Here is a 25985-nt window from a genome sequence, read left to right as displayed (position 1 = left end):
ATCGCCAAGATGACCTATCGGAAGGTTCGCATGCCGGGCAGCGGCGCCGGCTGATCCAGACGTCGCCTCAGCCGCCGAGGCGACGCACCTTGAAGCTGTATCTCTTGTTGTTCATGGGCAACGCTGCGGCCTTGTAGGTCCAGATCTGACGTTCGTGAGCCAGACCCTGATGTCTCGCCGACAACTCGCCGGGCTGAGTCGGGTCGCCCTTGTCGAAGGCCAGGCGTCCCAGTCCGCTTGAGAACGAGAACTCCATGTCCGTCTCGGCGACATCGTTCTCTTCCGCCGACGCGAACTCAAAGAAGAACTCGGACGCGCCCTTCGCCGGAAGATCGCCAACGAACTTTTTCCAGGTGTGCTTCACGCGAAAACGTCGGGTGTCTCCAGCCTTTATGGGCGGCACGAAGATCAGAGCGAACGTTTTCACCAGCGGCCCATTTTCCACGACGGCCCATTCCACCTCGGTCCCCTCATCCACGGATCTGGCCGAGAAATCGATGTCGCTTGGGAATTCGGCCGGCGTCGCGGTGGGGTCGGCGGCGATGGTGACCTTGAACCCGATCACCTGCTTGACCGCCTCGATGGTGTAGGTCCGCGTCGAGGTGGTGGTGCCGTCGGCTTCGACCTCATAGATCTCCTCCACCCGGCGATATCTCCAGGTGTCGTTGTCGTCCGCGTCCGCGCGCCACCCCTGCAGCGCCCGCCGAAGCGCGCTCATGGATTGATCCAGGGTCGCCGACGCGCTGCGTTCCTTGGACAGGGCGGCGGACAGGCGCCGTCTGAACCGTTCGGTCTGAACGACCCAGGCGATCCCTCTGCGGGCGCTCAAATAGGCGGTGATCGCCACGCCGGAGATGATCAGCAGCGCCGAGAACCAGAAGCCGAAGCGGAGTCGCGCCGTTCCCTCCGTCGGATCGACGCTCACGAACCATTCGGTCGGCACGTGAGGGTAGCTGTCGCTGGCGAAGGCCAGGACGGCGGCGACGAAGGACACGATGCCGAAGAATACGGCAAGGACGGCCGCGATGGACGCCTGACCCAACCGCGCTCGAACCAGTCTTTCGTCATTATCCTCGGCGTCCATGACAACCATGAGGCGTGCGGCGCCTCCGACTGTCAAGCTTGGCCCCTCAATCCGCCACCGGGTCCAGGAACCTGTGCACCGCCTGGACCGCGACGGAGCCTTCGCCCACGGCTGACGCCACCCGCTTGACCGAGCCGGAGCGCACGTCGCCGACGGCGAACACGCCGGGGCGGCTTGTCGAATAGGGCGAGGCCGGATCGCCGCAGACGATGAAGCCCTTGGCGTCCAGGTCCAGACAGCCGTCCAGCCAGCCGGTGTTGGGCTGGGCCCCGATCATGACGAAGACGTTGCCAATTTCCTTGGTCTCGCTCTCGCCGGTCTGGCGATGGCGCCAGGTCACCCGCTCCAGCGCCGGGTCGCCCTCCAGCGCCGTGATCTCGGTGTGGGCGTGGAGCGTGATGCGCGACGAGGCGTCGATCCGCTCGATCAGATAGCGGCTCATGGTCGCCGCCAGACCCTCGCCGCGCACCAGCACGTGGACATGCCCGGCCGAGCGCGACAGGAACACCGCCGCCTGGCCCGCCGAGTTGCCGCCCCCCACGACGATCACCTCTTCCGACCGGCACAGGCGCGCCTCCACGGCGGTCGCGGCGTAGTGCAGGCCCCGTCCGTCGAACCGCTCGGACCCCTCGATCTCCAGTCGCCGATAGCGGGCGCCGGTCGCGACCACCACCGCCCGCGCCGAAACCCGACGACCGTCGTCCAGCTCGACCCGGTAGGGACTCTGGTCGCAGTGCAGGCGTTTGACCGAGCGCGACACCGCCACCCGCGCGCCGAACTTCTGCGCCTGGGTCAGGGCGCGTCCCGCCAGCGCCTGACCGGAGATGCCCGTCGGGAAGCCGAGATAGTTCTCGATCTTGGAGCTGGTTCCCGCCTGACCGCCCGGCGCGAAGGTCTCCAGCACGATGGTGTCCAGCCCTTCCGACGCCGCATAGACCGCCGCCGCCAGCCCGCCCGGCCCGCCGCCGACCACCGCCACGTCGTGCACATGCTCCGGATCGATCTCGATCGAGATGCCCAGCCGGTCGGCCAGCTCGGCGTCGGACGGATTGAACAGCAGCTGGCCGTCCGCCAGCACCACCGGGAGCTGTTCGGCCTTCAGGTGAAAGCCCTCCAGAAAGCTGGAGGCGTCCGCGTCCGTTTCCCGGTCGATCAGCCTCAGGGGATAGCCGTTGCGTTCGAGGAAGCTCTGGATGCGGCTGGTCTCGCCGTCGTGGCCGGAGCCGACCAGTACGACGCCGCCCTGCGCGTGCCGCATCAGGCCGACACGCCTCAGGATGAAGGCCCGCATCAGGATCTCGCCGATGTCGGCCTCGGCCGCGATCATCCGGCGGAACACGTCGCGCTTCAGCCGCACCACCCGCGTGGCGCCGCGCGTTCGGCCCGAGACCAGGATCTGGCGGTCGTTGAACAGGTCCACCTCGCCGGTGAACTGGCGCGGCCCGTGCACGGTGAAGACATGCGGCTGCCCGCGCTCGTCGAGGTCATAGATTTCAATCGCCCCGTCCAGCACGAGGAAGAAGTCGACCGACCGCTGGCCCCGCTCGAACACCAGGGTCCCATCGTCCAGGGTCTCCGGAGCGCCGTAGGACGCGATCCGTTCAGCCATCTCCTCGGGCAGGACCGGAAAGGTCTGGGCCTCCCGCGCATAGGGGTCGGCGGCGTCCAGCGGCTCGGTCGCCTGATCGGTCATGGTCGCCTCGCTGCGGGTCCGTTTCGCCATACCCGCGATCTTTTCGCCTGTCTCGCGCGTTAACCCTTCAGGCGGGGCTTGGAAGGGAGACGGACATGAAGACCATCCACACCACCGCGCTGGCCGTTTGCTCGGCGCTCGCGCTCGGCGCCTGCGCCAGCGATCCCTACGGCTATGGACCGCGCGACAGCTGGGGCCCCTACTGGGACCCCTACACCAGCGGCGATCGCTACTATCGCATGCGTGATCAGCGGTACGGCTTCGCGCTGCGCAGCGACGGCTACTGGTACAATCGCGACCTCGGCTACTATCACCCCGGCCACGGCTGGTGGGACGCCGAGAGCCGGTGCTGGCGCGGCCGCGATTGGACCCCCGGCCGGACCTATGGGGCCACCGTGGCCATCGACCCGCCCGCTCCTATCGGCGGGCGCGGTCCGATCCGCTGTCCGCGGTAGGTCAGGCTCGAGGATGGGCGGCGGCGTAGGCGCCCAGCAGCCGCTCGGCGTCGACGCCGGTGTATTTCTGCGTGGTCGACAGGCTCGCGTGGCCCAGGAGCTCCTGAAGGCTCCTAAGGTCCGCCCCGGCGCCGAGCAGATGGGTCGCGAAGCTGTGCCTCAAGGCATGCGGCGTGGCGCTGTCGGGCAGCCCGAGCCGCCCGCGCAGGCGCTGCACCGTCGCCTGGACATGGCGGGCGCTCAAGGGTCCGCCCCGCCGCGCGCGGAACAGCGCGTCGGTCGGCGCCAGCGGGAACGGCGACAGGCGCAGATATTCGGCCGCGGCCTCGGCCACCTGCGGCAGGATCGGCACGAGCCGCGTCTTCGCGCCCTTGCCCATGATGCGCAGCGTCTCGGGCAGGGGCGCGTCGGCCCGCCTCAGCGACAGCGCCTCGGATATCCGCAAGCCCGCGCCGTAGAGCAGGCTCAGCACCGCCCGGTCCCGCGCGGCCTCCCACGGCTCCGCGTCCGGGTCGGCGCCCGGCTCCTGCAACAGGCCGATCGCCTGATCCTGGCTGACCGGGCGGGGCAGGGACGCCTTGACGCGCGGCCCCCGCACCAGCGCGATCTGCGGATTGGGCAGGTCCAGCCGCCGGTCCAGAAATCCGTGGAAACCGCGGATGGCCGACAGGGTCTGCACCAGCGAGCGCGCCGACAGGCCCGCCTCGCCCCCTCGGCGGTCCGCCAGGTGCGCCCGCACCTCCGCGGCCGTCACCGTCGCCAGGTCGGCCGCCGACGGGACCTCGCCCCGATGCTGTTGCAGGAAAGCCAGATACAGCCGGCCGATGTGGCCATAGGCCTCCAGCGTGCGCGGCGAGAGCCGCCGCTCATGCGCCAGATGCTCCAGCCAGGCGTGAAGCGCCTGATCCGCGCTCAGTCCAGGATGGGCCATCGCTCGGCCGTGCGCTCGACCACCCGCGCCACGAAGGCCACGAGCTCGCAGCCCATGTCGCGCGTGAAGCCCTCCGCCTCGCCCGAGCCGAAGGCGCACAGGGCCGTGCGGTGAGGGGTGAACGGCGCCATGCGGATCAGCGCCACGGACTTCACCTGATCCTCGGTCGGGCCGAACAGGCTCAGCCCGTCGAAGTTCGGCCCCAGCCAGTGCAGCCCGTCCTCGCCCAGCAGCTGGTCCACTCGGCCCGGCTCCAGCGCGCGCCAGCCGAACGGCACGCCGCCGGGCTTCTCCAGCGCCGCCGCGGCCGCGACCAGGCCGAAGCGGGCCTGCGCCGCCGCGTCCAGCCGCCGGGCCAGATCGGCGTGGTTTCTCGCCTCCATCAGGTCCAGCGCGGTCACATGGGTCTGGGTCTGGGCCGCGAAGTTCGCCCGCGCCACCGCCTCGATGCGCTGGCGAGCCCCGGTCTCGCGCTCGATCACGGCCTCGAGCCGCGTCAGGGCCGCCTTGCCGAACTCCACGACATTGCGGCCCGTCGCCTTCAGGCCCAGCTCCTCGAGCAGCGTCCGGTCCTCCACCAGGGTTTCGGGATGCGCCTTCAGCCAGTCGCGCACGCGCGGCCAGTGCAGGTCGTCGGCGTCATCGGCGGGAAAGAGGTCGAGCGAGCCGTTGGACAAGGACCTCTCCGAGGGGAAGGCGACGGTTACAGGATCGACTGGCCGGTCTTGCCCCAGTCGGCCAGGAAGGCATCCAACCCCTTGTCGGTTAACGGGTGCTTGACCAGGGCCCTGAACACGTCCGCCGGCAGGGTCGCCGCGTCCGCGCCCGCCAGCGCCGCCGCCGACACGTGGCCGGGGTTGCGCAGGGACGCCGCCAGCACCTCGGTCTCGAAGCCGTGGATGTCGTAAAGGGTGCGGATCTCCTCCAGCAGACCGACGCCGTCCGCGCCGTGGTCCTCCAGCCGGCCGACGAAGGGCGAGATGAAGGTCGCGCCGGCCTTGGCCGCCAGCATCGCCTGGGCGGCGGAGAAGCACAGGGTGACGTTGGTCTTCACGCCTTTGTCCGAGAAGGCGCGGCAGGCCCTGAGGCCATCCCAGGTCAGCGGCAGCTTCACCACCACGTTTGGCGCGATGGCGGCCAGCTTGTCGCCCTCCTTGACCATGGTCTCGAAGTCGGTGGCCACGGCCTCGGCCGAGATCGGCCCCTCGACGAGGGCGCAAATCTCGGCGATGACCTCGGCGATGTTTCGGCCGGACTTCGCGATCAGGGACGGGTTGGTGGTCACGCCGTCCACCATGCCGGTGGGGACCATGTCCTGGATGACGGCGACGTCGGCGGTGTCGAGGAAGAGCTTCATGGGCGCGGGGTTTAGCCGCACGCGCGTCGCCCGTCGATGCCCGGCATTCAATATCTCGCGGAGCCCTCCCCTTCGATGGGGCAGGGTTGGGTGGGGGTGCGCACGCGCTGTTTCCGGCGAAGCTCCAGAGGCGCCGGTCCAACCTCGCCTCTCGCGCCACACGATTTACCGACGCGCCCCCACCCCCATCCCCGACCCTTCCCCCATCGAGGGGGAAGGGGGGCATTCATGAAGGTCGCCTCCGTCCTGATTCCGCTGCCGGTGCCCGAGGCGTTCGACTACGAGGTCCCCGGGCCCATCGAGGTCGTACGCGGCGACCAGGTGGCCGTGCCGCTCGGCCCCCGGCTCCTGCGCGGCGTCGTCACCGAAGTGCGCGAGACCACCGGCTCCAACCGGCGGCTGAAGGCGATCGAGGCGGCGCTGGACGATCCGCCCCTCCCGGACCGCACCGTCGACTTCATCGAATGGGCCGCCCGCTGGACCCTGTCGGCGCCCGGCGAGATGGCTCAGACGGCGCTTAAGGGTCTGCGCAACCCCGCGCCCCGCCCCGAGCGGCGCGTCCGCCGCGTCGAAGGGCGGTCTCCGGCCCGATCGACGCCCGCGCGCGAGGCGGTGCTGGCCGCGTTGGGAGACCGTTCGACGCCGGGGCCCCAGCTGGCGCGCGCGGCGGGCGTCTCCTCCGGCGTCATCAAGGGGCTGATCGACGAAGGCGTGCTGGAGGTCGTCGAGATCGCCGCCGTCGCCGCCTTCGACCCCCCGCGACCGGACCATGCCCGCGCCGACCTGAACCCGGACCAGGCCGCCGCCGCGACCGCCATCGCGGACGGCGCGGCGACCAAGGCCTTTTCGCCCTTCCTGCTGGACGGCGTCACGGGCTCCGGCAAGACCGAGGCCTATCTGGAGGCGGTCGCGCGGCTGCTGGCGGCCGAGCCGGACGCGCAGATCCTGATCCTGCTGCCCGAGATCGCCCTGACCCAGGCCCTGATCGAGCGGATCGCCGCCCGCTTCGGCGCCACGCCCGCGGAATGGCATTCCGGCGTCGCCCCGCCCGCGCGCAGGAAGGTGTGGGAGGCGGTGATCGCGGGACGCTGCAATCTGGTGGTCGGAGCCCGCTCGGCCCTGTTCCTGCCCTTCGCCAACCTGCGCCTGGTCGTGGTGGACGAAGAGCACGACGCCTCGTTCAAGCAGGAAGACGGACTGGTCTATCACGGTCGCGACCTGGCCGTGGCCCGCGCCCGCATCGAAGGGGCGACGGTGGTGCTGGCCTCGGCCACGCCCTCGCTCGAGACGCTGTGGAACGCCCATCAGGGCCGCTACGGCTGGCTGAAGCTGAAAGCGCGCCACGGCGCGGCGGTCCTGCCCGACATCGCCCTCATCGATCTGCGTCAGACGCCGCCGGAGCGGGACCAGTGGCTGTCGGCGCCGCTTCGCGAGGCGATGGCGCGGACGCTCGAGCGGCGCGAGCAGGTGCTGCTGTTCCTCAACCGCCGGGGCTATGCGCCGGTGGTTCTGTGCCGCGCCTGCGGCCATCGCCTGACGGCGCCGGACACGGATTCCTGGCTGGTCGAGCATCGCTACACCGGGCGGCTGGTGTGCCATCTGACCGGCTTTTCCATGCCCCGGCCGAAAGCCTGTCCCCACTGCGGCGCGGAGGATTCGCTGGTGCCTGTCGGCCCGGGAGTCGAGCGGGTCGAGGAGGAGGCGAAAAGCCTGTTCCCCCACGCCCGCACCGCCGTCTTCAGCTCCGACACCGCGCCCGACGGCCGCTCGGCCCGCGCCCTCATCGAGGCGATGGCGGCGGGCGAGATCGACATCCTGGTGGCCACCCAGGCGGCCGCCAAGGGCCACAACTTCCCCGGCCTGACGCTGGTCGGGGTGGTGGACGCCGACCTCGGCCTGCGCGGCGGCGACCTGCGCGCGGCCGAGCGCACCTTCCAGCTGTTGACCCAGGCGACCGGGCGGGCCGGACGCGCCGACCGACCCGGCCGCGCGCTGCTGCAGACCTGGACGCCCGAACACCCGGTGCTTCAGGCGCTGGCGGCCGGCGACCGCGACGCCTTCGTCGAGGCCGAGATGGCCGAGCGCGAGCTCGCGTCCCTCCCCCCCTTCGGCCGGCTGGCGGCGCTGATCCTGTCCAGCGAGAACCCGGATGCGCTCGAGAAGACGGCCCGGGCGCTGGCGGAAGCCATTCCCAACGCCGAGCGGCTGGAGGTGTACGGGCCCGCCGACGCGCCGCTGGCCCTGGTTCGCGGCCGCAGGCGCAAGCGGCTGCTGGTCCGAGCCGACCGCGACGTGGATCTGCAGGGCTTCCTGCGCGCCTGGCTGGCGCGGGTGAAGGTTCCCGGGTCGGTCCGCCTCAGCGTCGACGTGGACCCCTACAGTTTCCTCTGACCTCTCCTCCCCCGCGCGCGGGGGAGGGGGACCGCGCGCAGCGTGGTGGAGGGGGCGAGGTCAAGCGCCGGCGGCGCAGGGGTCCGCCGCCGTCGTGTTCGTTGTGATGAACCTGGGCCGTCAGGCCATGCGCCGCCGCTCGCCGTCGCCCCCTCCACCTCTTCGCGGTCCCCCTCCCCCTCTGCGAGGGGGAGGAGACGTCCCTATTCCCCCCGCGCGTAGCCGATGCGCACTGCGAAGTTCCTGACCCCCTCGATCCAGACGAGCGCGGGGGCGGACAGCTGGTCCTGGGGCGTTCCGGCGTTGAGAACCAGATCATACTGAACCGTCGCCGACCCGTCGGCGGCGAAGGCCTTGAGAAAGCGCTGATCCCGGTTCCAGTCGTTGACGGCCTCGAGCGTGGCGCCCGGCGCCGTGAACCGCGCCGCGAACTGGGCGTCGCCGCACACGGCCGTCTGGCAGCCGGGAAACCGCAGGGACCAGCTCAAGGGGCCGTCCGTCACGTCCAGCCGCGTGCCGTCGCTGTCCACGACAGGTTCCGCCACCTGGGCTCCGGCCCCGATCAGCCACGCGCGGGTGTCCGCCACGGAGACCCCTTCGGGCGCCTGGGCCACGGCCGACGAGGCGATGAGGGCGAGGGCGGCGACGAGGGCGGGCGTCTTCATGATCGGCGTTCCATCACGGGATCGGGGCGAAGCTGGGGCGGGCCTCAGTCGGACTTCAGCCAGTCGGGCCGGCTCATCTGGTTCAGGCGAGAGACGGTGCGCTCGAACTCGAACGCGCCCTGGCCCTTCGGATACAGCGCCTCCGGCATGGCTTCGGCCAGCGTCACCAGCCGGACCTTGGCCTCGTAAAGCGCGTCGATCAGGGTCACGAACCGCCGGGCCTCGCCATAGCGGCTCTCGTCGAGCGCCGGCACGTCCTCCAGGAACAGGGTGTGGAAGCGTTCAGCGAGCGCCAGATAGTCGTGCGGCCCCAGCGGCCGGGCGCACAGGGCCTCGAAGCTGGATCGCGCCATGCCGCCCACCGTTCTGTCGATCACCACGCGCCGGCCGTCGACCTTGAGCACCGTCGGCTCCTCGGGCTCCTCGCCGCGCAGATCCTCCCACAGATGGTCGAACGCGATGCGGCGGCCCATGTCGTCCGACGGCGCGTACCAGACGCGCGAGACCCCGAACCGATCCACCCGCCAGTCGCGGGGGCCCGCGACCTCGACCACCTCGCAGCGCGCGCGGATCAGGTCGATGAAGGGGATGAACAGCTGGCGGTTGATGCCGTCCTTGTACAGCTCGCCCGGCTCGCGATTGGAGGTGACGGCCAGCACCACCTTCTTCGCGAACAACGCCTCGAACAGCCGGCCCAGGATCATGGCGTCTGCGATGTCGGTGACCTGCAGCTCGTCGAAGCACAGCAGCCGCGCCTCCGACGCGATCAGGTCGGCGACCGGTCCGATCGGGTCGTCGCCCCTGTGCCGGCCGAAGACCCGACGCCTCTCGCCCGCGTCGCCCTCGCGCCACTGACGGATCAGGTCGTGGACCCGGGCCATGAAGGCGTGGAAGTGCGCCCGCGTCTTCTTGGGCTCGGGCGCGCAGGCGAAGAACAGGTCCATCAGCATGGACTTGCCCCGCCCCGGCGGCCCCCAGAGGTAGATCCCGCGCACGTCCGGCCGCCCGCCGAACAGCCCGCGCCTTCCCAGGCGCGTCTCGAGCGCCGACAGCCGCTCCAGCGCCTGCGTTTGGGCGGGATCATCCTTCAACCGGCCGGATTTCAGCCGCTCGGCATAGGCCTTGCGCAGTCCTGAGGGCATGGATTGGCTCTAGACTGCGACCCGATTGGTGAAAAGGCGTTGCTTCGCAGACGCGAAAGCCTAAATGCGACTTCCTACCATCCGATTGCGCTCAAGCAGCGAGGCGCCGCGCGCCGAGCGGTAGCGCGCCCGAAGGGACTGATCATGAGCTACCGCGTCGCCGTCGTGGGCGCCACCGGGAATGTCGGCCGCGAGATGCTGGCCATCCTGGAAGAGCTGAACTTCCCGGTCTCGGAGATGCACGCCGTCGCCTCGCGCCGCTCGAAGGGGGTGGAGGTGGCCTTCGGCGACCGCACCCTGCGCTGCGAGGACCTGGAGCAGTTCGACTTCTCCAAGGTCGACATCGTCCTGATGTCCGCCGGCGGCGCGGTGTCGAAGGAATGGTCCGAGAAGATCGGCAAGGCCGGTCCGATCGTGATCGACAACTCCTCGGCCTTCCGCATGGACCCCGACGTGCCGCTGATCGTGCCGGAGGTGAACCCCGACGCCGTCAAGGACGCCAGGAAGAAGAACATCATCGCCAACCCCAACTGCTCGACCGCCCAGCTGGTCGTGGCGCTGAAGCCGCTGCACGACGCGGCGAAGATCACCCGCGCGGTGGTGGCCACCTATCAGTCCGTCTCCGGCGCCGGGAAGGAGGGGATGGACGAGCTGTGGAACCAGACCAAGGCCATCTACGGCCTGGGCGACGCGACGCCGAAGAAGTTCCCCAAGCAGATCGCCTTCAACGTCATCCCCTTCATCGGCGCGTTCCGCGACGACGGCTACACGGACGAGGAAGCCAAGATGTGGGTCGAGACCCACAAGATGCTGGACCCCTCGATCCGCCTGACGGTCACCTGCGTGCGGGTTCCGGTCTTCGTCGGCCATTCGGAGGCCGTCACGCTGGAGTTCGACCGTCCCATCGAGCCGGAGGAGGCGCGCGAGCTGCTGCGTGACGCCCCCGGCGTGCTGGTCGTCGACAAGCAGGAGGCCGACGGCTACGTCACCCCGGTCGAGGCGGCCGGGGAGTTCGCCGTTTACGTCAGCCGCATCCGCAAGGATCCGACGGTCCCGAACGGCCTGTCCATGTGGGTGGTCTCCGACAACCTCAGGAAGGGCGCGGCCCTGAACGCGGTGCAGATCGCCCAGCTGCTGGACGAACAGGGCGTGATCCAGCCTCAGAGCGGCTATCGCACCCTGACGGTCTGATCGTGACCGGCGAGACGCGCCCGGCCTATCTGTCGGCGCTGGGTTGCTACGTCATCTGGGGCCTGATGCCGCTGCTGTTCATGGGGCAGGCGGCGCAGGGCTTCACCGCGCTTGAGATCCTGGCCTATCGCGCCCTGTTCGCCGCGCCCTTCGCGCTGGCGCTGGTCTGGCTGGCGCGGCAGGGGGGCCAGGTGCGCGCCGCGCTGGCCCAGCCGCGCACCCTGGCCTGGCTTCTGCTCTCGACCCTGCTGATCGCCGTGAACTGGGGCGTCTACGTCTGGGCGACCACGAACCAGGCCACGCTGGAGGCCAGCCTCGGCTACTACATCAACCCGCTGCTCAACATGGTCGTGGGGCTGTGGCTGTTCCGCGAGCGGATCGACCGCTGGGGCTGGGTCGCCATCGGCCTGGCGGCGGTCGGAGTGCTGTTCCAGGCTCTCGCCCTGGGCCGGCCGCCCTGGATCTCGCTGATCCTGGCGTTCAGCTTCGGCGCCTATGGGGTGATCCGCAAGCGCGTCCCCGTGGAGGCCCAGAGCGGTCTGTTCATCGAATGCCTGATCCTGGTCCCGTTCGGCCTGGCCTATGTGGGCTGGTTGACCGCCTCGGGCGGGGGCCATGCGCTGGACGGCGCGGCCTCGCTCGCCTGGGCGCTGGCGAACGGCCCGGCCACGGTGATCCCGCTGGCGCTGTTCGCCTTTTCGGCGCGCCGCCTGCCGCTGTCGACCATCGGCTTCATCCAGTTCCTGGCGCCCACCCTGCAATTCTGCGTGGGCGTGCTGGCGGGCGAGGCCTTCACGCCGCTCAGGGGGATCAGCTTCGCCTTCATCTGGGGCGGGGCGCTGGTCTTCGCGCTCGCCGCCTGGCGCCGCAGCCGTCTGGCCCGACGCGCCGTGGTTCAGCCGGTCTGAAGATTCTTCCGCCGCCATCCTCGGGCTTGACCCGAGGATCGGACCGTCCGCGTCCATATCTGTAGGCGCCGTGCGACACGCCCTCCGACCCTCGGATCAAGTCCGACGATGTCGATGTGTGATCGTTCAGAAGCCTAAAGGGCGGTCCTGAGCGACCACAGCTCCGGGAAGCAGCGCCGCTTCAGCGTCGAGGCCAGATAGCCCACCCCGTCCGTGCCGCCGGTGCCGCGCTTGCCGCCGATGATCCGCTCCACCGTCACCACGTGCTTGTGTCGCCAGGTCAGCAGCGCGTCGTCCAGGTCCATCAGCTTCTCCGCCAACTGATAGAGCGGCCACCACCGCGCGGTGTCGCGATAGACCTGAAGCCACGCCGCCTCGACGCCGGCGTGCGGCTCGTAGGGCCGGCGCACGTCCCGCCCGAGCACCTCGGCCGGGACCGGCAGCCCGGCCTCGGCCAGTTGGTGCAGCGCGTCGTCATAGAGGCTGGGGTGGTCGATCGCGGCCTGGAGCGCCGCCTTCGCTTCGGGCCGGTCCTCGTGGAACGCCAGAAACCGTGCGTCCTTCAGCCCCAGCAGGGCCTCCAGCCGGCGGAACTGGTCGCTCTGGAACCCCGACGAGGGCCCCAGCACCTGGCGGAAGCGCAGGTAGTCGGCTGGCGTCATGGTCGCCAGCACGTCCCAGCTCTGGGTCATCACCGCCTGGATGCGGCTGACCCGCGCCAGGCTCTTGTAGGCCGGCACCAGATCCCCGGCGCGCACCAGTCGCTTGGCCAACGCCACCTCGTGCAGGATCTGCTTCAGCCACAGCTCCTTGGTCTGGTGGATGACGACGAACAGCATCTCGTCATGCTGATCGCTGAGCGGGTGCTGGGCGGCGAGCAGCTCGTCGAGCGCGAGATACCGCGCATAGGTCATGTCGCCGGACGTGGGATGGGTCATGCCCCGGTCTAGCCCCCGCCGCGGTCGGCGCTCAAGTCATCCGACCAGCACGGCCGCCCGGCCGTCGCCCGTGGGGCATTCCACGCCATGGACCGTCAGGTTCGCCTCGCCCAGCCCGACGCCCAGCAGATCCAGGAGCGGGTTCACCACGCCGTCCAGCGTCGCTCCGACGGGCGCGAGCAGCGATCCGAGCGCCGCCGTGAGACCGCCGAGGCCGAGGCCCAGCCCCAGGACCTGAACCTCCAGGTCCAGATCCCTGAGCAGGGAAGACGCCGCACCCTCGACCATTTCGCGGCTCTGGACCGTGCGGGGGCTCCGGGCCGCCACGTCGCCCGGGCTGAAGCGGACGTCGGCCCAGCTCCGGTCCTCCGCCTTCATGGCGGCCGCGCCATGCACCCGCACGAGTCCGGCCACGCTCAGCAGGGTCGCCGGGCCCGACACGGGCTCCCGCTTGAAGTCGTTCAGCCGCGCCTCGTCGACGGCCCCCAGACGGACCGAACCGACGCCCGGCCGCGCGCTGAGCGTCACCGCCCCGGCCGGACAGTCGATGCGGCTGAGCCGCGCCTCCGCCGAGGCGAGCTCGATCAGGATCGGCAGCTCGACCTGCGCCAGTCCGTTCAGCTTCTGGGCCGTGCGGGCCTTCAGGAACAGCCGCGCCTGGGCGGTGCGGATCGTCGGCGCGCCGTCCTTGGCCACCGCCATCCAGGGACTGCCGTTCGGCCGCTCGCCGATCGCCAGCACGACATCCAGATCCGCCAGTCCGGCCTGGGCGCCGAGGTCCAGCGCCACCTGCCGCCGGCCGGCGCCGATCTGAAGGATCGCGCCGGCCAGATCCAGGCTCGAAACCGCCACGTCCAGCCCGCCCTTCAGCCCGTCCGGGCCGGTCGCGGACGCCCCGATCAGGTCGCCGATCTCCAGCTCCGCCGATCCCGCCGCCGAAGACAGCCCCTCCAGCGCGTCACCCGCTCGGCCGCCGGTCAGCTGGCCGAGCACCTCCAGCGCGACGCCGGACGTGGTGGTGCGGGCGAGCAGGCCTTCATAGTCGCCCGCCGTGACGCCCAGTCGGTGCGACAGGGCGTCGGCGAACTCCAGCATGCGCACGTCCGCGTCCGCCAGCGCGCGATAGTCCATCGCCGACAGGCTGACTTGCGACCCCGTCAGACCGCTCAGCAGCTGATTCGCCAGACCGCCGTCCAGCGAGGCCAGGCGGGAGCCGATGGAGAAGGCCGCGACTGGCGGCTGGGCGCGGGTCGCGGCCCGGCCCGTGCGTGTCACCGGCCAACGCTCCCGACCCAGAAAGATATGGGCGAAGTAAAGCCTCGCCTCCGCCGTCAGCCGCACCTCGGCGGCGTCGGGGTCGAGGCTCGACGCCGTGAACCGGTCGACCGGGGCGAGCGCCGGATCCGGGCGGTAGCGCCCCAGCGTCAACGCATAGCCGGTCAGGTCCGGCAGATTGGCGGCGGCCGTGGCCCGCGCCGCGGCGTCCGCGCGCTCCAGATGGCGCGCCGCCGACTGGGCGGCGAGGTCAGCCGCCCCCTGCACCCGCCGGGCGGTCAGGGCGATGGAGCCGAGGTCGATGGCCACGGCGGCGGCGGCCAGGGCGACGGCGCCGCCGACCGCCGCCATCACCGCCACCGCTCCAGAACGCTCGTGGACGAAGCCCCGCACCTCAATAGCCTCCGACCCGAACGACGGCGCTGCGCACCAGGATCTCCGGAGGGCGCGGCAGGGGGCCGGCCAAGGCCGTCAGCGGATGTTCGGTCAGATCCAGCCGCACCGTGACCGTCAGCCGCTCGGCGGTCTCGTCCACGTCGGCGCTCAGCCGCTCTGCGGCCAGTCCCGTCATCCCCGGGGCCTGGGCCGCGATTTCCGCGCGGGCCAGAGTCTCGCGCTCCAGGGGATCAAGGCCCGCGACCGCCGCCCGGGCCGCCTCGGCCGCCAGCGCCTGCACCGAGTGGGCCAGCCAGTACCAGCCGCCGTAGACCGCCACCGCGAGGAACAGCAGGATCAGGAAGGGGGCCACCAGGGCGAACTCCACCGCCGCGACCCCGGCTCTGGGATCGTGACGGTGGAGCGCTCGCTGGGGACGAGGGGTCGGCATGACTTCTAGTTGTAACAACTAGGCGTAAACAACTCGTATAAGTTGTTCTGCGTCCTGTCATCCGGCTGTCGCGCGCCGGGCCTAGATCGCGCTCGTGATGATCCTGTCCCGGATGAAGCTCCCCTTCGCGACGCCTGCGCCGGGCGGCCTGAGCTGGCCGCTGGTCGTCAGCGTGGCGCTCGGCCTGCTCCTGGTCGTTCAGGCCGGCCGGCTCGTGTGGGTGTTCGCCGGGCCCGCAGCGGCGCAGCCGGGCGCGGCCGCCCCCGCCGCCGCGCCCGCTGTCGATCTCGAGATCTTCCAGCGCATCGACGCCTTCTTCCGTTCGGGCGCGGCTTCGACGCTCGCGGAGCCGGGCTCCGGCGACGCCGCCCAGCTTCGCCTCTTCGGCGTGCGGGCGGGCGGCGCCGACGGCGGCTCGGCCATCATCGGCCTGCCGGACGGGACCCAGCGGTCGGTGATCGTCGGCGAGGAGGTTCTCCCCGGATTGGTGCTACAGGCGGTGGACGCCGAGGGGGCCACGCTGTCGCGCGGCGGCTCCTTGAGCCGGCTCCTGTTCAGCGACGCGCCGGCGCCCGCCCCCGCTCCGGCCCAGACGACCGCGCAGGTGGTCTCGCCCACCCCCGCCGCCTCCGCCGATCCGGTGGTCGATCCCGCGGCCCTGGCGGCCCAGGCGGGCCTGCGCCCGCGTCTCAGGGGCGCGCGGATCGACGGCTTCGTGGTTCAGACCCGGGGCGACGGGGCCGCCGTCCGCGCCGCCGGCCTCCAGTCCGGCGATGTCATCCTGGCCGTCAACGGCGTCGAACTGAACGGCGTGCGGCAGGTGGCGCAGCTGCGCCAACAGCTCGCCGACGCGGCCAGCGCCGAAATCCGCTTCGAGCGCGGCGGGGCGGTGCGCACCGTGACCGTCCGCACCCGGCCCTGAGCCATGGGCGCCCGGCGACGCGGCGGCTTCAGCCTCGTCGAGGTCCTGGTCGTGGTGACGATCATCGCCCTCGCCGCCACCGCCGTCATCCTCACCGCTCCGGACAGCTCGCCGAGCGCGCGGGGCGACGCCGAACGTCTGGTCGTTCGCCTGTCCGAGGCCCGCGCCGAAGCTATCCTGACATCCCGACCGGTCGCGCTCGACCTCGGCGCCCAGGCCGTCGCCCCCCTCGCCTTCTCGGGCGGACGCTGGTCGCCGCTCGCCGGGACCCGCCTGGGCATGGACTGGAGCGAGGGCGTGTCGCCCCTGCTGGACGGCGACGTCCAGCGCGTCGCCTTCGATCCCACCGGCCTGGCCGAGCCGGTCGAGATCCGCCTGTCGGGGCCGGACGGGACCGTTGTGGTGCGTGTCGACGCGACCGGTGAGGCAAGCCTGCCACAGGGGCGTGGCGATTCCACTTCACGTTAAGGCTTCGCCGCAACTCGGCCTTAAGTTCGCGCGCTCATGCTGGACGCTCAACTCCAGGCGATCCGCATGGCCCGGCCGATCCTCATTCCCGTCTCTCCGATGACGCCTCCGAGGCGCCCGGCCCGGTCGTCCGGCGGCATGGGCGCGCTCGCGGGCGCGGCGCTGGGCGCGCTCGCGGTGGCGCTCAGCCTGGTGATGCAGCTGATCGGCTGAGCCCGACGCGCAACGATTCGTCGCGGCCCGCATTCTTCCTGCACCTAACGCTGGAAGGAGCACACCATGGGCATTCTCGCCTGGATCGTCATCGGTATCGCCGCGGGCTGGCTCGCGGAGCAGATCATGGGCCGCAACCACGGCCTGCTGACCAACCTCGTCGTCGGCGTGCTCGGCGCCATCATCGGCGGCTTCCTGTCCGCCAACCTGCTGGGCGTCCCGGTCGGCGGCTTCAACCTGACCACCTTCATCGTGGCCACCATCGGCGCGGTGATCCTGCTGTTCGTGCTGGGGCTGTTCAAGCGCCGCACCGTCTGAGCCTTCCGGCTGGATCGAGACCAGGAAGGGGCGGCCCGACGGGCCGCCCTTTTCACGTGCGTCAGGCCGCGTCGCCACCGGCGGTCACACCGGCCTCGGCCAGCCATTCCAGGATCTTGCCCTTGGGCATGGCCCCGACCTTCATCGACGCCATCTGGCCGTCGCGGAACAGCATCAGGGTCGGGATGCCCTTCACGCCCAGCTTCGACGGCGTCATGGGCGAGTCGTCGATATTCAGCTTGGCGATGCTGACCTGACCGGCCAGCTCGTCGGCGATCTGCTCCAGCGCGGGACCGATCTGCTTGCAGGGGCCGCACCATTCCGCCCAGAAATCCACCACCACGGGCGTGGACGCCTTCAGCACGTCGGTGTCGAAGCTGTCGTCGGTGACCTTGATCGTCGCCATGTCATTCCTTTCGATCGCGGCCCGGCCGCGCGTTCAGCGTCCTCAGGTGGCGGGGCTCGCGGCGGAAATCAACCGCTCCAGCGCCCGATCCATCAGCTCGGGGGCGACCGGCGTCAGTTTCGGCCCGTCGGTCCAGACCAGCGCCGCCTCCACCGTCCGTCGCGGATACAGCTCGCTCAGCACCGCGCGGTAGACCGCCAGCTGCAGCACATAGGCGGGGTCCGCGTCCTCGGCCCGCTCCGGAGCCGGCCGCTGGGTCTTGTAGTCGACGATCAGGACACGATCCGCCGTGACCACCAGCCGGTCGATCCGGCCCGCCACCGGCCCCGGCAGCCCCGCCGCGCGCCCGGCCAGCGCCACCTCGGCCCGCGAGCCCGGTCCGAACACCTCGGCGAAGCGCGCGTCCTCGATCACCGAGAGGGCCGCCGACAGGATCTCCCCGGCCGCCGCGTCGGACAGCCCCGGCTCGCGCGCCAGCATCCGCCGCCCCGCCTCCGCCCGCTGGTCCGCCGCGAAGTCCGGCAACCGCTCCAGGAGCTTATGGATCAGACTGCCGCGCCCGAACCGACCGAGCCGCCCGTCGCCCGACGCCGCGCTCAGCGGCGACGGAACCGCCGCGCCCCGGATCGGCGCCAGCCGCGACGGCGCCAGCGCCTCGGCGCCCCGGTCCGGGGCCACGCGCGCGTTCAGCCAGCCCGGCCGGTCCGGCGTCTTCGATGCTGGCGACGGCTCGGCGGGCGTCGCCGCCGTCACGGGCGCCGGTCCGAACCGCACCGCCCCTTCCCGTCCCTCGACCGGTTCGGTCGGCAGGGCGTCGAAGGTCTGGGCGATCGCCGTCCACCAGCTGCGCTCGCTGGGGCCGGCCCTAGCCGAGCGACGCCCCGCCACGATCACCCGGTCCCGCGCCCGGGTCAGCGCCACATAGAGCAGCCGCATCGCCTCGGCGTCGCTCCGATCCTCCCGGTGCGCCCGCGCCCGCGCCACGGCGGGGCAGTCGTCGCCCCTGGACGAGGGGCACATCAGCCAGCCGACCTCGGCGTCGTCCCCGTCCACCGCCGGGATCAGCATCGGGCGGTCGCCGCCGCCGCGTCCGGTGGTGTCGGGCAGGATCACCACCGGCGCCTCCAGCCCCTTGGCGCCGTGGACGGTCATGATCCGCACCTCGCCGCGCGGTCCCTCCAGCTCACGCTTGACCTCGACCTCGGCCGTCTCCAGCCGGTCGAGCGCGCTCTCCAGGTCGGTGATCCCCTGACGCTCCAGGTTCAGGCACTGGCTGAGCGTCTCCTCCAGCACCTCGATCGCTTCGGCCCCAAGGCGCGCCAGGATGCGCGCCCGCCCCGACCGGCCCTGCCCGTCCACGCGGTCGAGCATCCGGGAGACGAAGCCGAACGCGGTCTGGTCCGCCGCGCCCCTCGCCGCCTTGAGCACCTCCAGCGCTTCAGACCATTCGGCGCGCTCGCCCGCCCGGTCCCGGATCACGCGCCAGAGGGACGGCCGCTTCGGCTCGCGGCCCGCCAGTTCGAACAGGGAGTCCTCCTCGACGTCGCACAGGGGCCCGCGCAGGATCTCCGCCAGCGACAGGTCGTCGTGCGGATAGAGCGCGAACCGCATCAGCGAGATCAGGTCGCGATAGGCGATGTGCTCGGACAGCTTCAGCCGGTCGGCGCCCGCCACCGGCACGCCCTTGTCCTTCAACGCCCGGATGATCTCCTCGAAAGTCGCGTCGCGCCGACGGACAAGGATGAGAAAGTCACCGTAGTCGCAGGGCCGATACTCGCGCCGATCCTTGTCCAGAACCGCCACGCGCCCGTGCACCTGCCGCTGGATCTCCTCGGCGATGTCGGACGCCAGTCGCTTTCTCGCGCTCGTCTCGCCGGTCTGGTCCACCGGGTCGATCCAGCTTTCGCGGTCGGGGATCGCCGGCTCGACATAGAGGGGCCACAGCTCCACGCACCCCGGATCGGTCCGCATCGCCGCATGCGCGGGCCTGTCGCCGGTCAGCGGGCTGAGCGCCCGGCTGCGAACCGGATCGCCGCCGAACAGGGCGTCCACGAACCCGAGCACCTGAGGCGTGGAGCGATAGGACGTCGACAGGGGCGAAAACGCGAACTCCCGGCCCGCCGCCGTCACCCGGTCCCGGTACTTGCGCCCCTCCTGGATCAACCGCTCGGGGCGCGCGCCCTGGAAGGAGTAGATCGACTGCTTCTCGTCCCCCACCGCGAAGATCGTGCGGCGGCCCTCCGGATCGGTGAAGAAGTCGTCGGTCAGGGCGCGGATGATGTCCCATTGCTCGGGCGCGGTGTCCTGCGCCTCGTCGACCAGCACGTGCCGGATCCCGCCGTCCAGCTTGTAGAGCACCCAGGCCGAGCTCGACCGGTCGGTCAGCAGCTCGACCGTGCGCGCCACCAGATCCTGGAAGTCCAGCGCGCCGGCCCGCGCCTTCGCCGTCTCATAGAAGCCGGCGTGCGCCCGCGCGAGCGTCAGCGCCTTGACCGTCTCGTCCGCGGTCTTCCAGGCGGCGATCTCGTCCTTGGCCGCGAACCAGGCCGCCTGCCACGCCAGCAGGCGCGCGCGCACCGCCTCCGGGATCTTCCGCGTGCCGAGATAGTCCTCGCCCTTGGGCGTTCCGTCCGAGGCCTTGGCGAAGACGGGGCGCATCGCCGCGTGGGACCAGTCCGTCTCCAGCACTGACAGCATGCAGGCGCCCAGGTCCGCGTCCCGCTTGGAGCTCGCCGCCAGCGCCTCGGCGCAGCTGCGCCAAGCCTGGGGGTCGACTCCGGACAGGAACTGCGCCGCGATCACATCCGCCGTCCGCTCCGGATCGGCGCCGGTCAGGGTGAACGGCCCGTCCGCCTCGCGCGCCTCCACCGCCGCGACATAGGCGGCCAGCTCCGCGCGCCGGTCCTCCAGCTGCTTCAGGAAGCCCTCGAACCGCTGGTGATCCATGGCGACGGCGAAGTGGGCGTAGGCTTTCCCGACGGGCCCGTCGGGATCGGCGAGCGCGGCCTGGGCGAGGTCGTCGCGGGCGCGGCGCGACAGTCCTTGCGCGCGCGCGTCCTCCAGCACCTCGAAGCGCGGCGACACCCCCGCCTCCACGGGAAAGCGCCGCAGCAGCGCCTCGCACAGGGCGTGCAGCGTCTGGATCTTAAGCCCGCCCGGGGTCTCCAGCGCGCGTGCGAACAGCCGCCGCGCCTTCGCCAGGGCCTCATCGTCGATCCCGGCGGCATCCCGACCGTCCAGGTCGACCAGGGCCTTCTCCAGCTCGCGATCGTCCGCCAGCGCCCAGGCGCCCAGCTTGTCGAACAGCCGCGTCTGCATCTCCGCCGCGGCCGCCTTGGTGTAGGTCACGCACAGGATCGCGCCGGGCTCGACCCCGGTCAGCAAGAGCCGCGCCACCCGGTCCACCAGGGTGGTGGTCTTGCCCGACCCGGCGTTCGCCGCGACGAAGACCGACAGGGCCGGATCGGCCGCCTGACGCTGCGGGTTCACGCTCACGACGCGCTCTCCGACAGGGCGTCGGCGCCGACCACCGACCACTCCCAGACCCGCGCCAGCACGTCGTAGTCCCCGTCCAGCCCCTTGGCGAACTGCGGCGCGGTCCAGGACGGATAGGGGGTGGCTGGATTGCGATAGACCTCGACCCGGCGGCGCAGACCCTCCAAGGCCTCGGCCGACAGCTCCTCGGCCGTACGCGCGTCGGTCTTGGTCGGGGCTCCGACATCGATCTCCTCGCCCGCCTCGCCCCGCCCGGTCAGGCGCACATAGGTCAGGGCGCCCGGCCGCGCCGCCGGCACGCCCTCGAACCCTCCGGCCGCGACGATCGCGCCCGCCAGCGTCAACTGTGGACTGAAGCCCGTCGCGACCTGCTTCCGGCTGGGCGCCATGCCGGTCTTGAAGTCGATGATGTCGGCGACCCCGTCCGCCACCTCGATCCGGTCGGCCCGGGCCTTGATCGTAAAGGGCGCGCCGCCCGCAGTGATCTCCAGCTCCCCCTTCACCTCGGAGCGGATCAGGGTCCCGGCCCTGCGCCGCCGCGCCTCGAAATCGACCAGCCAGCGGGCGCAGGCGTCGGCCAATAGCCCCTCCCGCGCCAGGCCGGCGGCCGGGAACCCCGCCTCGATCAGCCCGTCCCGCATCCAGCCCGCCAGCACCGCCGCGCAGCCGGGGGGCAGCTCGTCGGGATGCTCGCGCGTCAGTCGGTCCACCGCCTCATGGATGGCGTTGCCCCGCGCCGCCGCCTCCAGCGACTGGCCCGGCCTCAGCATGGCGGGCAGGTTCAGGATGTAGCGCGCATAGATGTGGTACGGGTCGCGCACCCACCGTTCCACGGCGGTGACGTAGAGGCTGTTCGGCCGCCGCTCGACCGGCGGGCGCGGCTCGGGTCTCGGCGCCAGCTTGGGCGGCGCGGTCGGCGCGTCGAGCGCCCGCGCCAGCGCAGCGGTCGCCTCGTCCCGCGCGATCCCGGCGCCCGCGCCTCTCGCCATCATGTCCAGCCGCCACAGCCAGCGCGAGCGGATCGTCGGCTGTCCGCCGCGCCGCTCGACGTGCACCAGCGTCACGTCCGGCGCGGCCGCCGCCTGGACGAAGTCCTGCGCCGTCTGGCCCAGCCTGCGCTCCGGCGAGGGCAGGCCCAGCGTCCTCCGCATCGCCCGCGACAGGAACGGATCGACCTGGGCCCCGGCGGGCCAGACGCCCTCCTCCAGCCCGGCCAGGATCATCCGGTCGGCCCGGACAAGCCGCGCCTCGATGGCGCCGAGGATCCTCAGGCGCGGGTGGGTCGCCCCGCCGGTGCGGATCGGCTCGGCGGCGAAAAGGTCGCGCACCAGCTCCGGCAGGTCGGCCCGCGCCACCCGTCCCAGCGCCCCGCCCGCCTCGATCAGCCGGGTCAGCAGACCGGCCGCCGCCTCGCCGTCCGCGCCGGACCATACGGCCTCGCCCGCCAGCGTCTCGACCAGCTCCACCAGCGCTCGCGCCGCGTCGTCCGCCGAAGCCTCGGGCGTGAAGCGGGCGCCGGCCCGGTCCAGCATCGCCTCGACGGCCCGAACCAGCCGCTCGGCCGAGGCCAGCCGCGCCAATTTCCAGTCCGGCGGCGGAGCACCCCGCCGATCCGGCCCCCGCGCCTTGACCAGCCGCTTCATCAGGTCGGCGGCGTCCCGGGGCGGCGCCTGGCGAAGCGCCGCCTCCTCCAGCGCCTCCAGCCCGGCCAACGCTTCGGGCTCGCCCGGCAGGGCCGTCAGCGGCGATTTCAGCGCCGCCAGCAGCAGATGCGGCGACATCGGTTCGGCGATCCAGCGCGCCGCCGTCTCCACCAGCCGCCCGACCGGCGTCAGGTCCAGCGGCGTCCCCGCCGAGACGTCCGGCCTGACCCCCCAGCGGGCCAGCCGGGCCTCCACCCGCCGCGACAGCTCCAGGTCGGGCGTGACGAGCGCGCAGGTCAGACCCGGCGTCTCAAGGGTCTCACGCATCTTCACCGCGATGGCGGCGGCCGCTTCGTCCTCGGTCCGCAGCGTCATCAGCGACAGCCCCGCGAGGCCCTCGGCGACCGGGTCGCGCCCCGTCCCGGCCTCTTCCGACCGCCAGGCCTTCAGCGCGCCCTGCCAGGCGTCGGTGGCGTCGGCGGGCCTCAGCGCCCCGTTCAGCAACCGTTGACGGGCCCCGCCGCGCCGCGAGGTCTCCGGCGAAGGCCAGGCTCGCACCTCCGCCCGCGTCACGCCGCGTCCGTCCAGCAGCGCCTTCAGCGCCGCCTGGGGATGTTGGTCCTCGATCCGATCCCACACGTCGTCGGGCAGCTCCAGGTCCAGCCCCGGCAGCACCACGGCCCCTTGGGGCGCCTCGGCCACCGCGCCCAGCACCGCCGCGGCGGCGGGAAGCGTGCCGGTCGAGCCCGCGGCGATCACGGGATGTTCCGGCGGCCGCTCATCCCACTGCGCCGCCAGCCGCCGGAGCAGCGTCGCGCGACGCCGGGCCGGATCGCTGGCCCCCAGTTCCTCGAGCCGCCTCGGCCACAGCTCCAGCGCCCCGCCGAGCAGGGACGCCGCGGTGCGCCAATGGTCGGCCAGATCCGCCTCGACCAGATCGATCACCCGCTCGGGCCGCTCGACCTCCTCGAGATAGATCGCGTCGAGGAACCGGCCCAGGGCGTCGCCCATCGCCAGCGCCCGCATCGGCGACTCCGTGCGCCCCGTCAGCCGGGCCGCCAGGGTCGCCAGCTCGAACCGGCGCGTCAGGCCGTCCAGCGGCGGCGCGAGGTCCAGCTCCAGCGACCCCGGCGCGAACGGCGGCTCGTCCGCCTCCAGATCGCCCAGCGGCCGCACCTGCGGCAGCAGCACCGGATGGTCCGACACCTCCGCCAGGGCGTCGGAGAAGGCCCGCGCCGCCCGCCGATTGGGCAACAGCACCAAGGCGTCGGACAGCCGCTCGGGCGCCTCTGGGCCAAGCCAGTCCAGCAGCCCCGCGGCCAGGTCCTTCAGGAACGGCCGGTGCGCCTGGATCGCCCACCAGCGCGGCCCGGCGCCCGCGAATGGATCGAATTCGCTCATCCGCCCGCCTTCAGCCGCGCCTCGGCCTCGTCGCGGGACCGCGGGTCGCCGACGTGCATCCAGTCGCCTTCCAGCACCGTCCCGAACAGCCGCCCCTCCGCCGCCAGACGCCGCCACACGCCCGCCAGCGAGAACGGCCCCTCCGGCCCGTCGTCCACCACCTGCGGCTTGGTGATGTGCACGCCCATGTAGGCGTAAGGCGCGCTCGGCGCCTCGCCCCGGAAGGTCAGCCGCCCGTCCTCGGCCATGAACACGTCGCCCGACCCCTCGAACCCGATCGAGCCCTCGCGCCGCGCCAGCAACAGCGCCACGTCCATCCGCGCCGGGTCCCACAGTCGGATCAGATCGGCCAGCGCATTCCCGCGATCGATCCAGACGCTGTCGATATTGGCCACGAACACCGGATCGTCGCCCACCAGCGGCCGCGCCTTCTTCAGGCCGCCGCCGGTCTCCAGCAGCTCGGCCCGTTCGTCGGAGATGACGACCGTCGGCCGGGTCCGCCCGCTCAGGTGATCCTCCAGCCGGTCGGCGAACCAGTGGACGTTGACCACCGCCTCCTCGACGCCTGCGTCCGCCAGCCGATCCAGCACATGGTCGATCAGGGCCCGCCCGCCGACCTCGACCAGCGCCTTGGGCCGGTCGTCCGTCAGCGGGCGCATGCGGGTGCCCAACCCCGCCGCCAGCACCATCGCGCGCGTCGGCGAACTCATCTTCCGATCTCCCCCGGCGCGTGTTCGGCGAACCAACGCGCCACCGCCTCCAGCCCCCGCGTCTCCAGATTGCGCCTGAGATGGTCCCACATCCGGGGCATGAAGGCGGCGTAGCGGGGCTTGCCGTCCCGCACGATCAGGCGGGCGAAGACGCCCAGGATGCGCGCCTCGTTCAGCGCCGCCAGCCCGGCGTAGGCCCGCATGAAGGCCTCCCGATCCGTCTCGGGCCTGAGGGCGAAGTACCGGTCCAGCGCCGCCGCCTCCAGCTCGGGGGCCACGTCGCGGCGCGCGTCCTGGAGCAGGGAGTGAAGGTCCCAGGCCGGGTGCGCCCGGACCGCGTCCTGGAAGTCGATCATGCCCGCCCGCGCCGGACCAGCCCGCTCGGCCAGCCAGATCAGGTTCTCGGCGTGATAGTCCCGGTGCGCCATGACGCTCGCCCCCGCCGCCCCGGCCTCGACCACCGGTAGCCAGGCCGCGCGCCACGCCTCGATCGCCGCCGCGTCGAACGCCAGCCCGGGCTCCAGCTTCGGCAGCCATTCGACGAACAGGTCCGCCCCGGCCTGCAACGCCACGGTGTCGTAATCCTGAACCGGCCAAGGGCCGCCCGGGCCGTCCAGCACCTCTGGGGGCGGGCCGGCCGCGTGCAGCCGGGCCAGCGCCTCGATGGCGGCGAAGTACAGGTCGCGGGGGTCCGCCCCCGCCTCGATCACCCGCGCGAACACCGCCTCGCCGAAGTCCTCGAGCACCGCCAGGCCGCTCTCGGGGTCCAGCGCCACGATCTCGGGCGCGGAAAGGCCCAGCCCCTTCAGATGCGCCGCCACCGCGGCGAAGGCCTCGATCCGGCCCGCCGACAGGCGCGCGGTCGCGTTCCAGCCCTCGGCCCGCCGCCGCGCCTCGTCCCACGACGGATCGGCCGGCGGGCTCTCCGCCGACGGCGCCTGGTCCATCAGCATGAGGGTCGTCCCCGACGGCGTGGTCAGACGCTCGTAGCGCCGCGTCGAGGCGTCGCCCGGCAGCGGCGCGCGGCGCGCGTCGGCCAGCCCCGCCTGGGCCAGAAAGGCGCGTCGCCGGTCCTCGCGGTCGATGTCAGGGCTCGAGGTCACGCAGCTTTCTCTCCCAGCTCCCTGCGCCGGAAACGGTCGCAACGCGACCCGCTCCCTCCGGCGCGATCTCCACCGTCAGCCGATCCGGCCCAAGCCAGCGCGCCACGTCCTCGCCCAGCCGTTCAGGCCATTCCACCAGCGCCGCGCCCTCGTCCAGCGCCTCCGTCAGCCCGATCTCGCGCGCCTCGTCGGCCGTTTCCAGCCGGTAGAGGTCGAAGTGGGCCAGGGGCGGCTCGGCCTCGTAGTACTGCACCAGGGTGAAGGTGGGGCTCGGGACGTCCTCTTCCGGCGTCGTCAGCGCCCGCACCAGGGCCCGCGCCAGGGTCGACTTGCCGGCGCCCAACGGTCCTGACAGCAGAACCGCCTCGCCGGCCTCCAGCCGTGCGGCGACCGCCTCGCCCAGCCGCCCCGTGGCGGCCTCGTCGCGAAGCGCGATCCTCATGCGCCGAC

24 protein-coding genes are annotated in these 25985 nt (G+C 72.0%); 8 read left to right on the top strand and 16 right to left on the bottom strand.

Annotated elements, in window-relative coordinates; all coding sequences use genetic code 11:
• Positions 1 to 67 precede the first annotated feature (67 nt).
• Complete coding sequence (locus ACFFGE_RS07720; protein ID WP_376835734.1) at positions 68 to 1093, bottom strand: hypothetical protein; 1026 nt, start codon at positions 1091 to 1093, stop codon at positions 68 to 70.
• Between the two features lie 37 nt (positions 1094 to 1130).
• The gene (locus ACFFGE_RS07715) at positions 1131 to 2807 is read right to left on the bottom strand and encodes an FAD-dependent oxidoreductase (protein WP_376835733.1); all 1677 of its coding nucleotides are present in this window, start codon (positions 2805 to 2807) and stop codon (positions 1131 to 1133) included.
• A 65-nt stretch (positions 2808 to 2872) separates the two neighbouring features.
• Between ACFFGE_RS07715 and ACFFGE_RS07710 the strand changes: the two genes are divergently transcribed.
• Complete coding sequence (locus ACFFGE_RS07710; protein WP_376835732.1) at positions 2873 to 3232, top strand: hypothetical protein; 360 nt, start codon at positions 2873 to 2875, stop codon at positions 3230 to 3232.
• Between the two features lies 1 nt (position 3233).
• Here ACFFGE_RS07710 and ACFFGE_RS07705 read toward each other — a convergent pair whose 3' ends face one another.
• The 3 genes from ACFFGE_RS07705 to fsa form a co-directional block, all read right to left on the bottom strand.
• The gene (locus ACFFGE_RS07705; RefSeq protein ID WP_376835731.1) at positions 3234 to 4163 is read right to left on the bottom strand and encodes a tyrosine recombinase XerC; all 930 of its coding nucleotides are present in this window, start codon (positions 4161 to 4163) and stop codon (positions 3234 to 3236) included.
• The gene (locus ACFFGE_RS07700; RefSeq protein ID WP_376835931.1) at positions 4145 to 4777 is read right to left on the bottom strand and encodes a DUF484 family protein; all 633 of its coding nucleotides are present in this window, start codon (positions 4775 to 4777) and stop codon (positions 4145 to 4147) included. The genes ACFFGE_RS07705 and ACFFGE_RS07700 overlap by 19 nt, the downstream gene beginning before the upstream one ends.
• Before the next feature lie 89 nt (positions 4778 to 4866).
• Complete coding sequence (fsa, locus tag ACFFGE_RS07695; protein ID WP_376835730.1) at positions 4867 to 5520, bottom strand: fructose-6-phosphate aldolase; 654 nt, start codon at positions 5518 to 5520, stop codon at positions 4867 to 4869.
• Positions 5521 to 5748: 228 nt separating this feature from the next.
• On the opposite strand from fsa, the gene ACFFGE_RS07690 reads away from it, so the two are divergent.
• On the top strand, positions 5749 to 7911 hold the full coding sequence (locus tag ACFFGE_RS07690; RefSeq protein ID WP_376835729.1) for a primosomal protein N': 2163 nt from the start codon (positions 5749 to 5751) through the stop codon (positions 7909 to 7911).
• A gap of 203 nt (positions 7912 to 8114) precedes the next feature.
• Here the strand turns inward: ACFFGE_RS07690 and ACFFGE_RS07685 are convergent, their stop codons facing one another.
• Both ACFFGE_RS07685 and zapE read right to left on the bottom strand, forming a co-directional pair.
• The gene (locus tag ACFFGE_RS07685) at positions 8115 to 8576 is read right to left on the bottom strand and encodes a YbjN domain-containing protein (protein ID WP_376835728.1); all 462 of its coding nucleotides are present in this window, start codon (positions 8574 to 8576) and stop codon (positions 8115 to 8117) included.
• A 44-nt stretch (positions 8577 to 8620) separates the two neighbouring features.
• Positions 8621 to 9718: a cell division protein ZapE gene (zapE, locus tag ACFFGE_RS07680; protein ID WP_376835727.1), complete on the bottom strand. Its 1098-nt coding sequence runs from the start codon at positions 9716 to 9718 to the stop codon at positions 8621 to 8623.
• A 144-nt stretch (positions 9719 to 9862) separates the two neighbouring features.
• Between zapE and ACFFGE_RS07675 the strand changes: the two genes are divergently transcribed.
• Positions 9863 to 10909 carry an aspartate-semialdehyde dehydrogenase gene (locus tag ACFFGE_RS07675; RefSeq protein WP_376835726.1) on the top strand — a complete coding sequence of 349 codons (1047 nt, stop codon included), beginning with the start codon at positions 9863 to 9865 and terminating at the stop codon, positions 10907 to 10909.
• Positions 10910 to 10911: 2 nt separating this feature from the next.
• On the top strand, positions 10912 to 11817 hold the full coding sequence (rarD, locus tag ACFFGE_RS07670) for an EamA family transporter RarD (RefSeq protein WP_376835725.1): 906 nt from the start codon (positions 10912 to 10914) through the stop codon (positions 11815 to 11817).
• Between the two features lie 134 nt (positions 11818 to 11951).
• On the opposite strand, the gene ACFFGE_RS07665 is transcribed toward rarD, so the two are convergent.
• The 3 genes from ACFFGE_RS07665 to ACFFGE_RS07655 are packed head-to-tail and all read right to left on the bottom strand — an operon-like array spanning position 11952 to position 14856.
• On the bottom strand, positions 11952 to 12755 hold the full coding sequence (locus ACFFGE_RS07665; protein ID WP_376835724.1) for a tryptophan 2,3-dioxygenase: 804 nt from the start codon (positions 12753 to 12755) through the stop codon (positions 11952 to 11954).
• 36 nt (positions 12756 to 12791) lie between these two features.
• A complete protein-coding gene (locus tag ACFFGE_RS07660) occupies positions 12792 to 14423 on the bottom strand; it encodes a TadG family pilus assembly protein (protein WP_376835723.1) in 1632 nt (543 codons plus the stop codon).
• A gap of 1 nt (position 14424) precedes the next feature.
• Positions 14425 to 14856: a TadE/TadG family type IV pilus assembly protein gene (locus tag ACFFGE_RS07655; RefSeq protein ID WP_376835722.1), complete on the bottom strand. Its 432-nt coding sequence runs from the start codon at positions 14854 to 14856 to the stop codon at positions 14425 to 14427.
• Between the two features lie 97 nt (positions 14857 to 14953).
• Here ACFFGE_RS07655 and ACFFGE_RS07650 point away from each other — a divergent pair, with 97 nt between their 5' ends.
• From ACFFGE_RS07650 to ACFFGE_RS07635, 4 genes are all read left to right on the top strand, one after another.
• Positions 14954 to 15778 carry a type II secretion system protein N gene (locus ACFFGE_RS07650; protein ID WP_376835930.1) on the top strand — a complete coding sequence of 275 codons (825 nt, stop codon included), beginning with the start codon at positions 14954 to 14956 and terminating at the stop codon, positions 15776 to 15778.
• Between the two features lie 3 nt (positions 15779 to 15781).
• On the top strand, positions 15782 to 16246 hold the full coding sequence (locus ACFFGE_RS07645; RefSeq protein WP_376835721.1) for a GspH/FimT family pseudopilin: 465 nt from the start codon (positions 15782 to 15784) through the stop codon (positions 16244 to 16246).
• Positions 16247 to 16282: 36 nt separating this feature from the next.
• On the top strand, positions 16283 to 16459 hold the full coding sequence (locus ACFFGE_RS07640) for a hypothetical protein (RefSeq protein WP_376835720.1): 177 nt from the start codon (positions 16283 to 16285) through the stop codon (positions 16457 to 16459).
• Positions 16460 to 16525: 66 nt separating this feature from the next.
• Positions 16526 to 16777 carry a GlsB/YeaQ/YmgE family stress response membrane protein gene (locus ACFFGE_RS07635; protein WP_376835719.1) on the top strand — a complete coding sequence of 84 codons (252 nt, stop codon included), beginning with the start codon at positions 16526 to 16528 and terminating at the stop codon, positions 16775 to 16777.
• A gap of 61 nt (positions 16778 to 16838) precedes the next feature.
• Here ACFFGE_RS07635 and trxA read toward each other — a convergent pair whose 3' ends face one another.
• The 6 genes from trxA to tsaE are packed head-to-tail and all read right to left on the bottom strand — an operon-like array spanning position 16839 to position 25977.
• Positions 16839 to 17183, bottom strand: coding sequence for a thioredoxin TrxA (gene trxA, locus ACFFGE_RS07630; RefSeq protein ID WP_376835718.1), 345 nt, complete (start codon positions 17181 to 17183; stop codon positions 16839 to 16841).
• A 42-nt stretch (positions 17184 to 17225) separates the two neighbouring features.
• Positions 17226 to 20678, bottom strand: coding sequence for a double-strand break repair helicase AddA (gene addA / locus ACFFGE_RS07625; protein WP_376835717.1), 3453 nt, complete (start codon positions 20676 to 20678; stop codon positions 17226 to 17228).
• On the bottom strand, positions 20675 to 23722 hold the full coding sequence (addB, locus tag ACFFGE_RS07620) for a double-strand break repair protein AddB (protein WP_376835716.1): 3048 nt from the start codon (positions 23720 to 23722) through the stop codon (positions 20675 to 20677). Before addB ends, addA begins: the two co-directional genes overlap by 4 nt.
• On the bottom strand, positions 23719 to 24432 hold the full coding sequence (gene murU, locus ACFFGE_RS07615; protein ID WP_376835715.1) for an N-acetylmuramate alpha-1-phosphate uridylyltransferase MurU: 714 nt from the start codon (positions 24430 to 24432) through the stop codon (positions 23719 to 23721). Before murU ends, addB begins: the two co-directional genes overlap by 4 nt.
• Entirely contained in the window at positions 24429 to 25535 is a 1107-nt protein-coding gene (gene amgK, locus ACFFGE_RS07610) for an N-acetylmuramate/N-acetylglucosamine kinase AmgK (protein ID WP_376835714.1), read from the bottom strand. The genes murU and amgK overlap by 4 nt, the downstream gene beginning before the upstream one ends.
• Positions 25519 to 25977 carry a tRNA (adenosine(37)-N6)-threonylcarbamoyltransferase complex ATPase subunit type 1 TsaE gene (gene tsaE / locus ACFFGE_RS07605; RefSeq protein WP_376835713.1) on the bottom strand — a complete coding sequence of 153 codons (459 nt, stop codon included), beginning with the start codon at positions 25975 to 25977 and terminating at the stop codon, positions 25519 to 25521. The genes amgK and tsaE overlap by 17 nt, the downstream gene beginning before the upstream one ends.
• Positions 25978 to 25985 lie beyond the last annotated feature (8 nt).

It is taken from the genome of Brevundimonas balnearis (assembly GCF_042434805.1).
GTDB classification, from domain to species: Bacteria; Pseudomonadota; Alphaproteobacteria; order Caulobacterales; family Caulobacteraceae; genus Brevundimonas; species Brevundimonas balnearis.
The sequence above is the reverse complement of the archived record's forward strand: the minus strand, read 5'-3'. Positions and strand labels throughout refer to the sequence as shown.

Coding starts and splice junctions, on each gene's coding strand:
- ACFFGE_RS07720 (WP_376835734.1), bottom strand. CDS start 1,093: ATGGTTGTCATGGACGCCGAGGATAATGACGAAAGACTGGTTCGAGCG.
- ACFFGE_RS07705 (WP_376835731.1), bottom strand. CDS start 4,163: ATGGCCCATCCTGGACTGAGCGCGGATCAGGCGCTTCACGCCTGGCTG.
- ACFFGE_RS07675 (WP_376835726.1), top strand. CDS start 9,863: ATGAGCTACCGCGTCGCCGTCGTGGGCGCCACCGGGAATGTCGGCCGC.
- ACFFGE_RS07665 (WP_376835724.1), bottom strand. CDS start 12,755: ATGACCCATCCCACGTCCGGCGACATGACCTATGCGCGGTATCTCGCG.
- ACFFGE_RS07635 (WP_376835719.1), top strand. CDS start 16,526: ATGGGCATTCTCGCCTGGATCGTCATCGGTATCGCCGCGGGCTGGCTC.
- zapE (WP_376835727.1), bottom strand. CDS start 9,718: ATGCCCTCAGGACTGCGCAAGGCCTATGCCGAGCGGCTGAAATCCGGC.
- ACFFGE_RS07685 (WP_376835728.1), bottom strand. CDS start 8,576: ATGAAGACGCCCGCCCTCGTCGCCGCCCTCGCCCTCATCGCCTCGTCG.
- ACFFGE_RS07645 (WP_376835721.1), top strand. CDS start 15,782: ATGGGCGCCCGGCGACGCGGCGGCTTCAGCCTCGTCGAGGTCCTGGTC.
- murU (WP_376835715.1), bottom strand. CDS start 24,432: ATGAGTTCGCCGACGCGCGCGATGGTGCTGGCGGCGGGGTTGGGCACC.
- ACFFGE_RS07710 (WP_376835732.1), top strand. CDS start 2,873: ATGAAGACCATCCACACCACCGCGCTGGCCGTTTGCTCGGCGCTCGCG.
- ACFFGE_RS07690 (WP_376835729.1), top strand. CDS start 5,749: ATGAAGGTCGCCTCCGTCCTGATTCCGCTGCCGGTGCCCGAGGCGTTC.
- ACFFGE_RS07715 (WP_376835733.1), bottom strand. CDS start 2,807: ATGGCGAAACGGACCCGCAGCGAGGCGACCATGACCGATCAGGCGACC.
- fsa (WP_376835730.1), bottom strand. CDS start 5,520: ATGAAGCTCTTCCTCGACACCGCCGACGTCGCCGTCATCCAGGACATG.
- ACFFGE_RS07640 (WP_376835720.1), top strand. CDS start 16,283: ATGCTGGACGCTCAACTCCAGGCGATCCGCATGGCCCGGCCGATCCTC.
- tsaE (WP_376835713.1), bottom strand. CDS start 25,977: ATGAGGATCGCGCTTCGCGACGAGGCCGCCACGGGGCGGCTGGGCGAG.
- ACFFGE_RS07650 (WP_376835930.1), top strand. CDS start 14,954: ATGATCCTGTCCCGGATGAAGCTCCCCTTCGCGACGCCTGCGCCGGGC.
- trxA (WP_376835718.1), bottom strand. CDS start 17,183: ATGGCGACGATCAAGGTCACCGACGACAGCTTCGACACCGACGTGCTG.
- addB (WP_376835716.1), bottom strand. CDS start 23,722: ATGAGCGAATTCGATCCATTCGCGGGCGCCGGGCCGCGCTGGTGGGCG.
- ACFFGE_RS07655 (WP_376835722.1), bottom strand. CDS start 14,856: ATGCCGACCCCTCGTCCCCAGCGAGCGCTCCACCGTCACGATCCCAGA.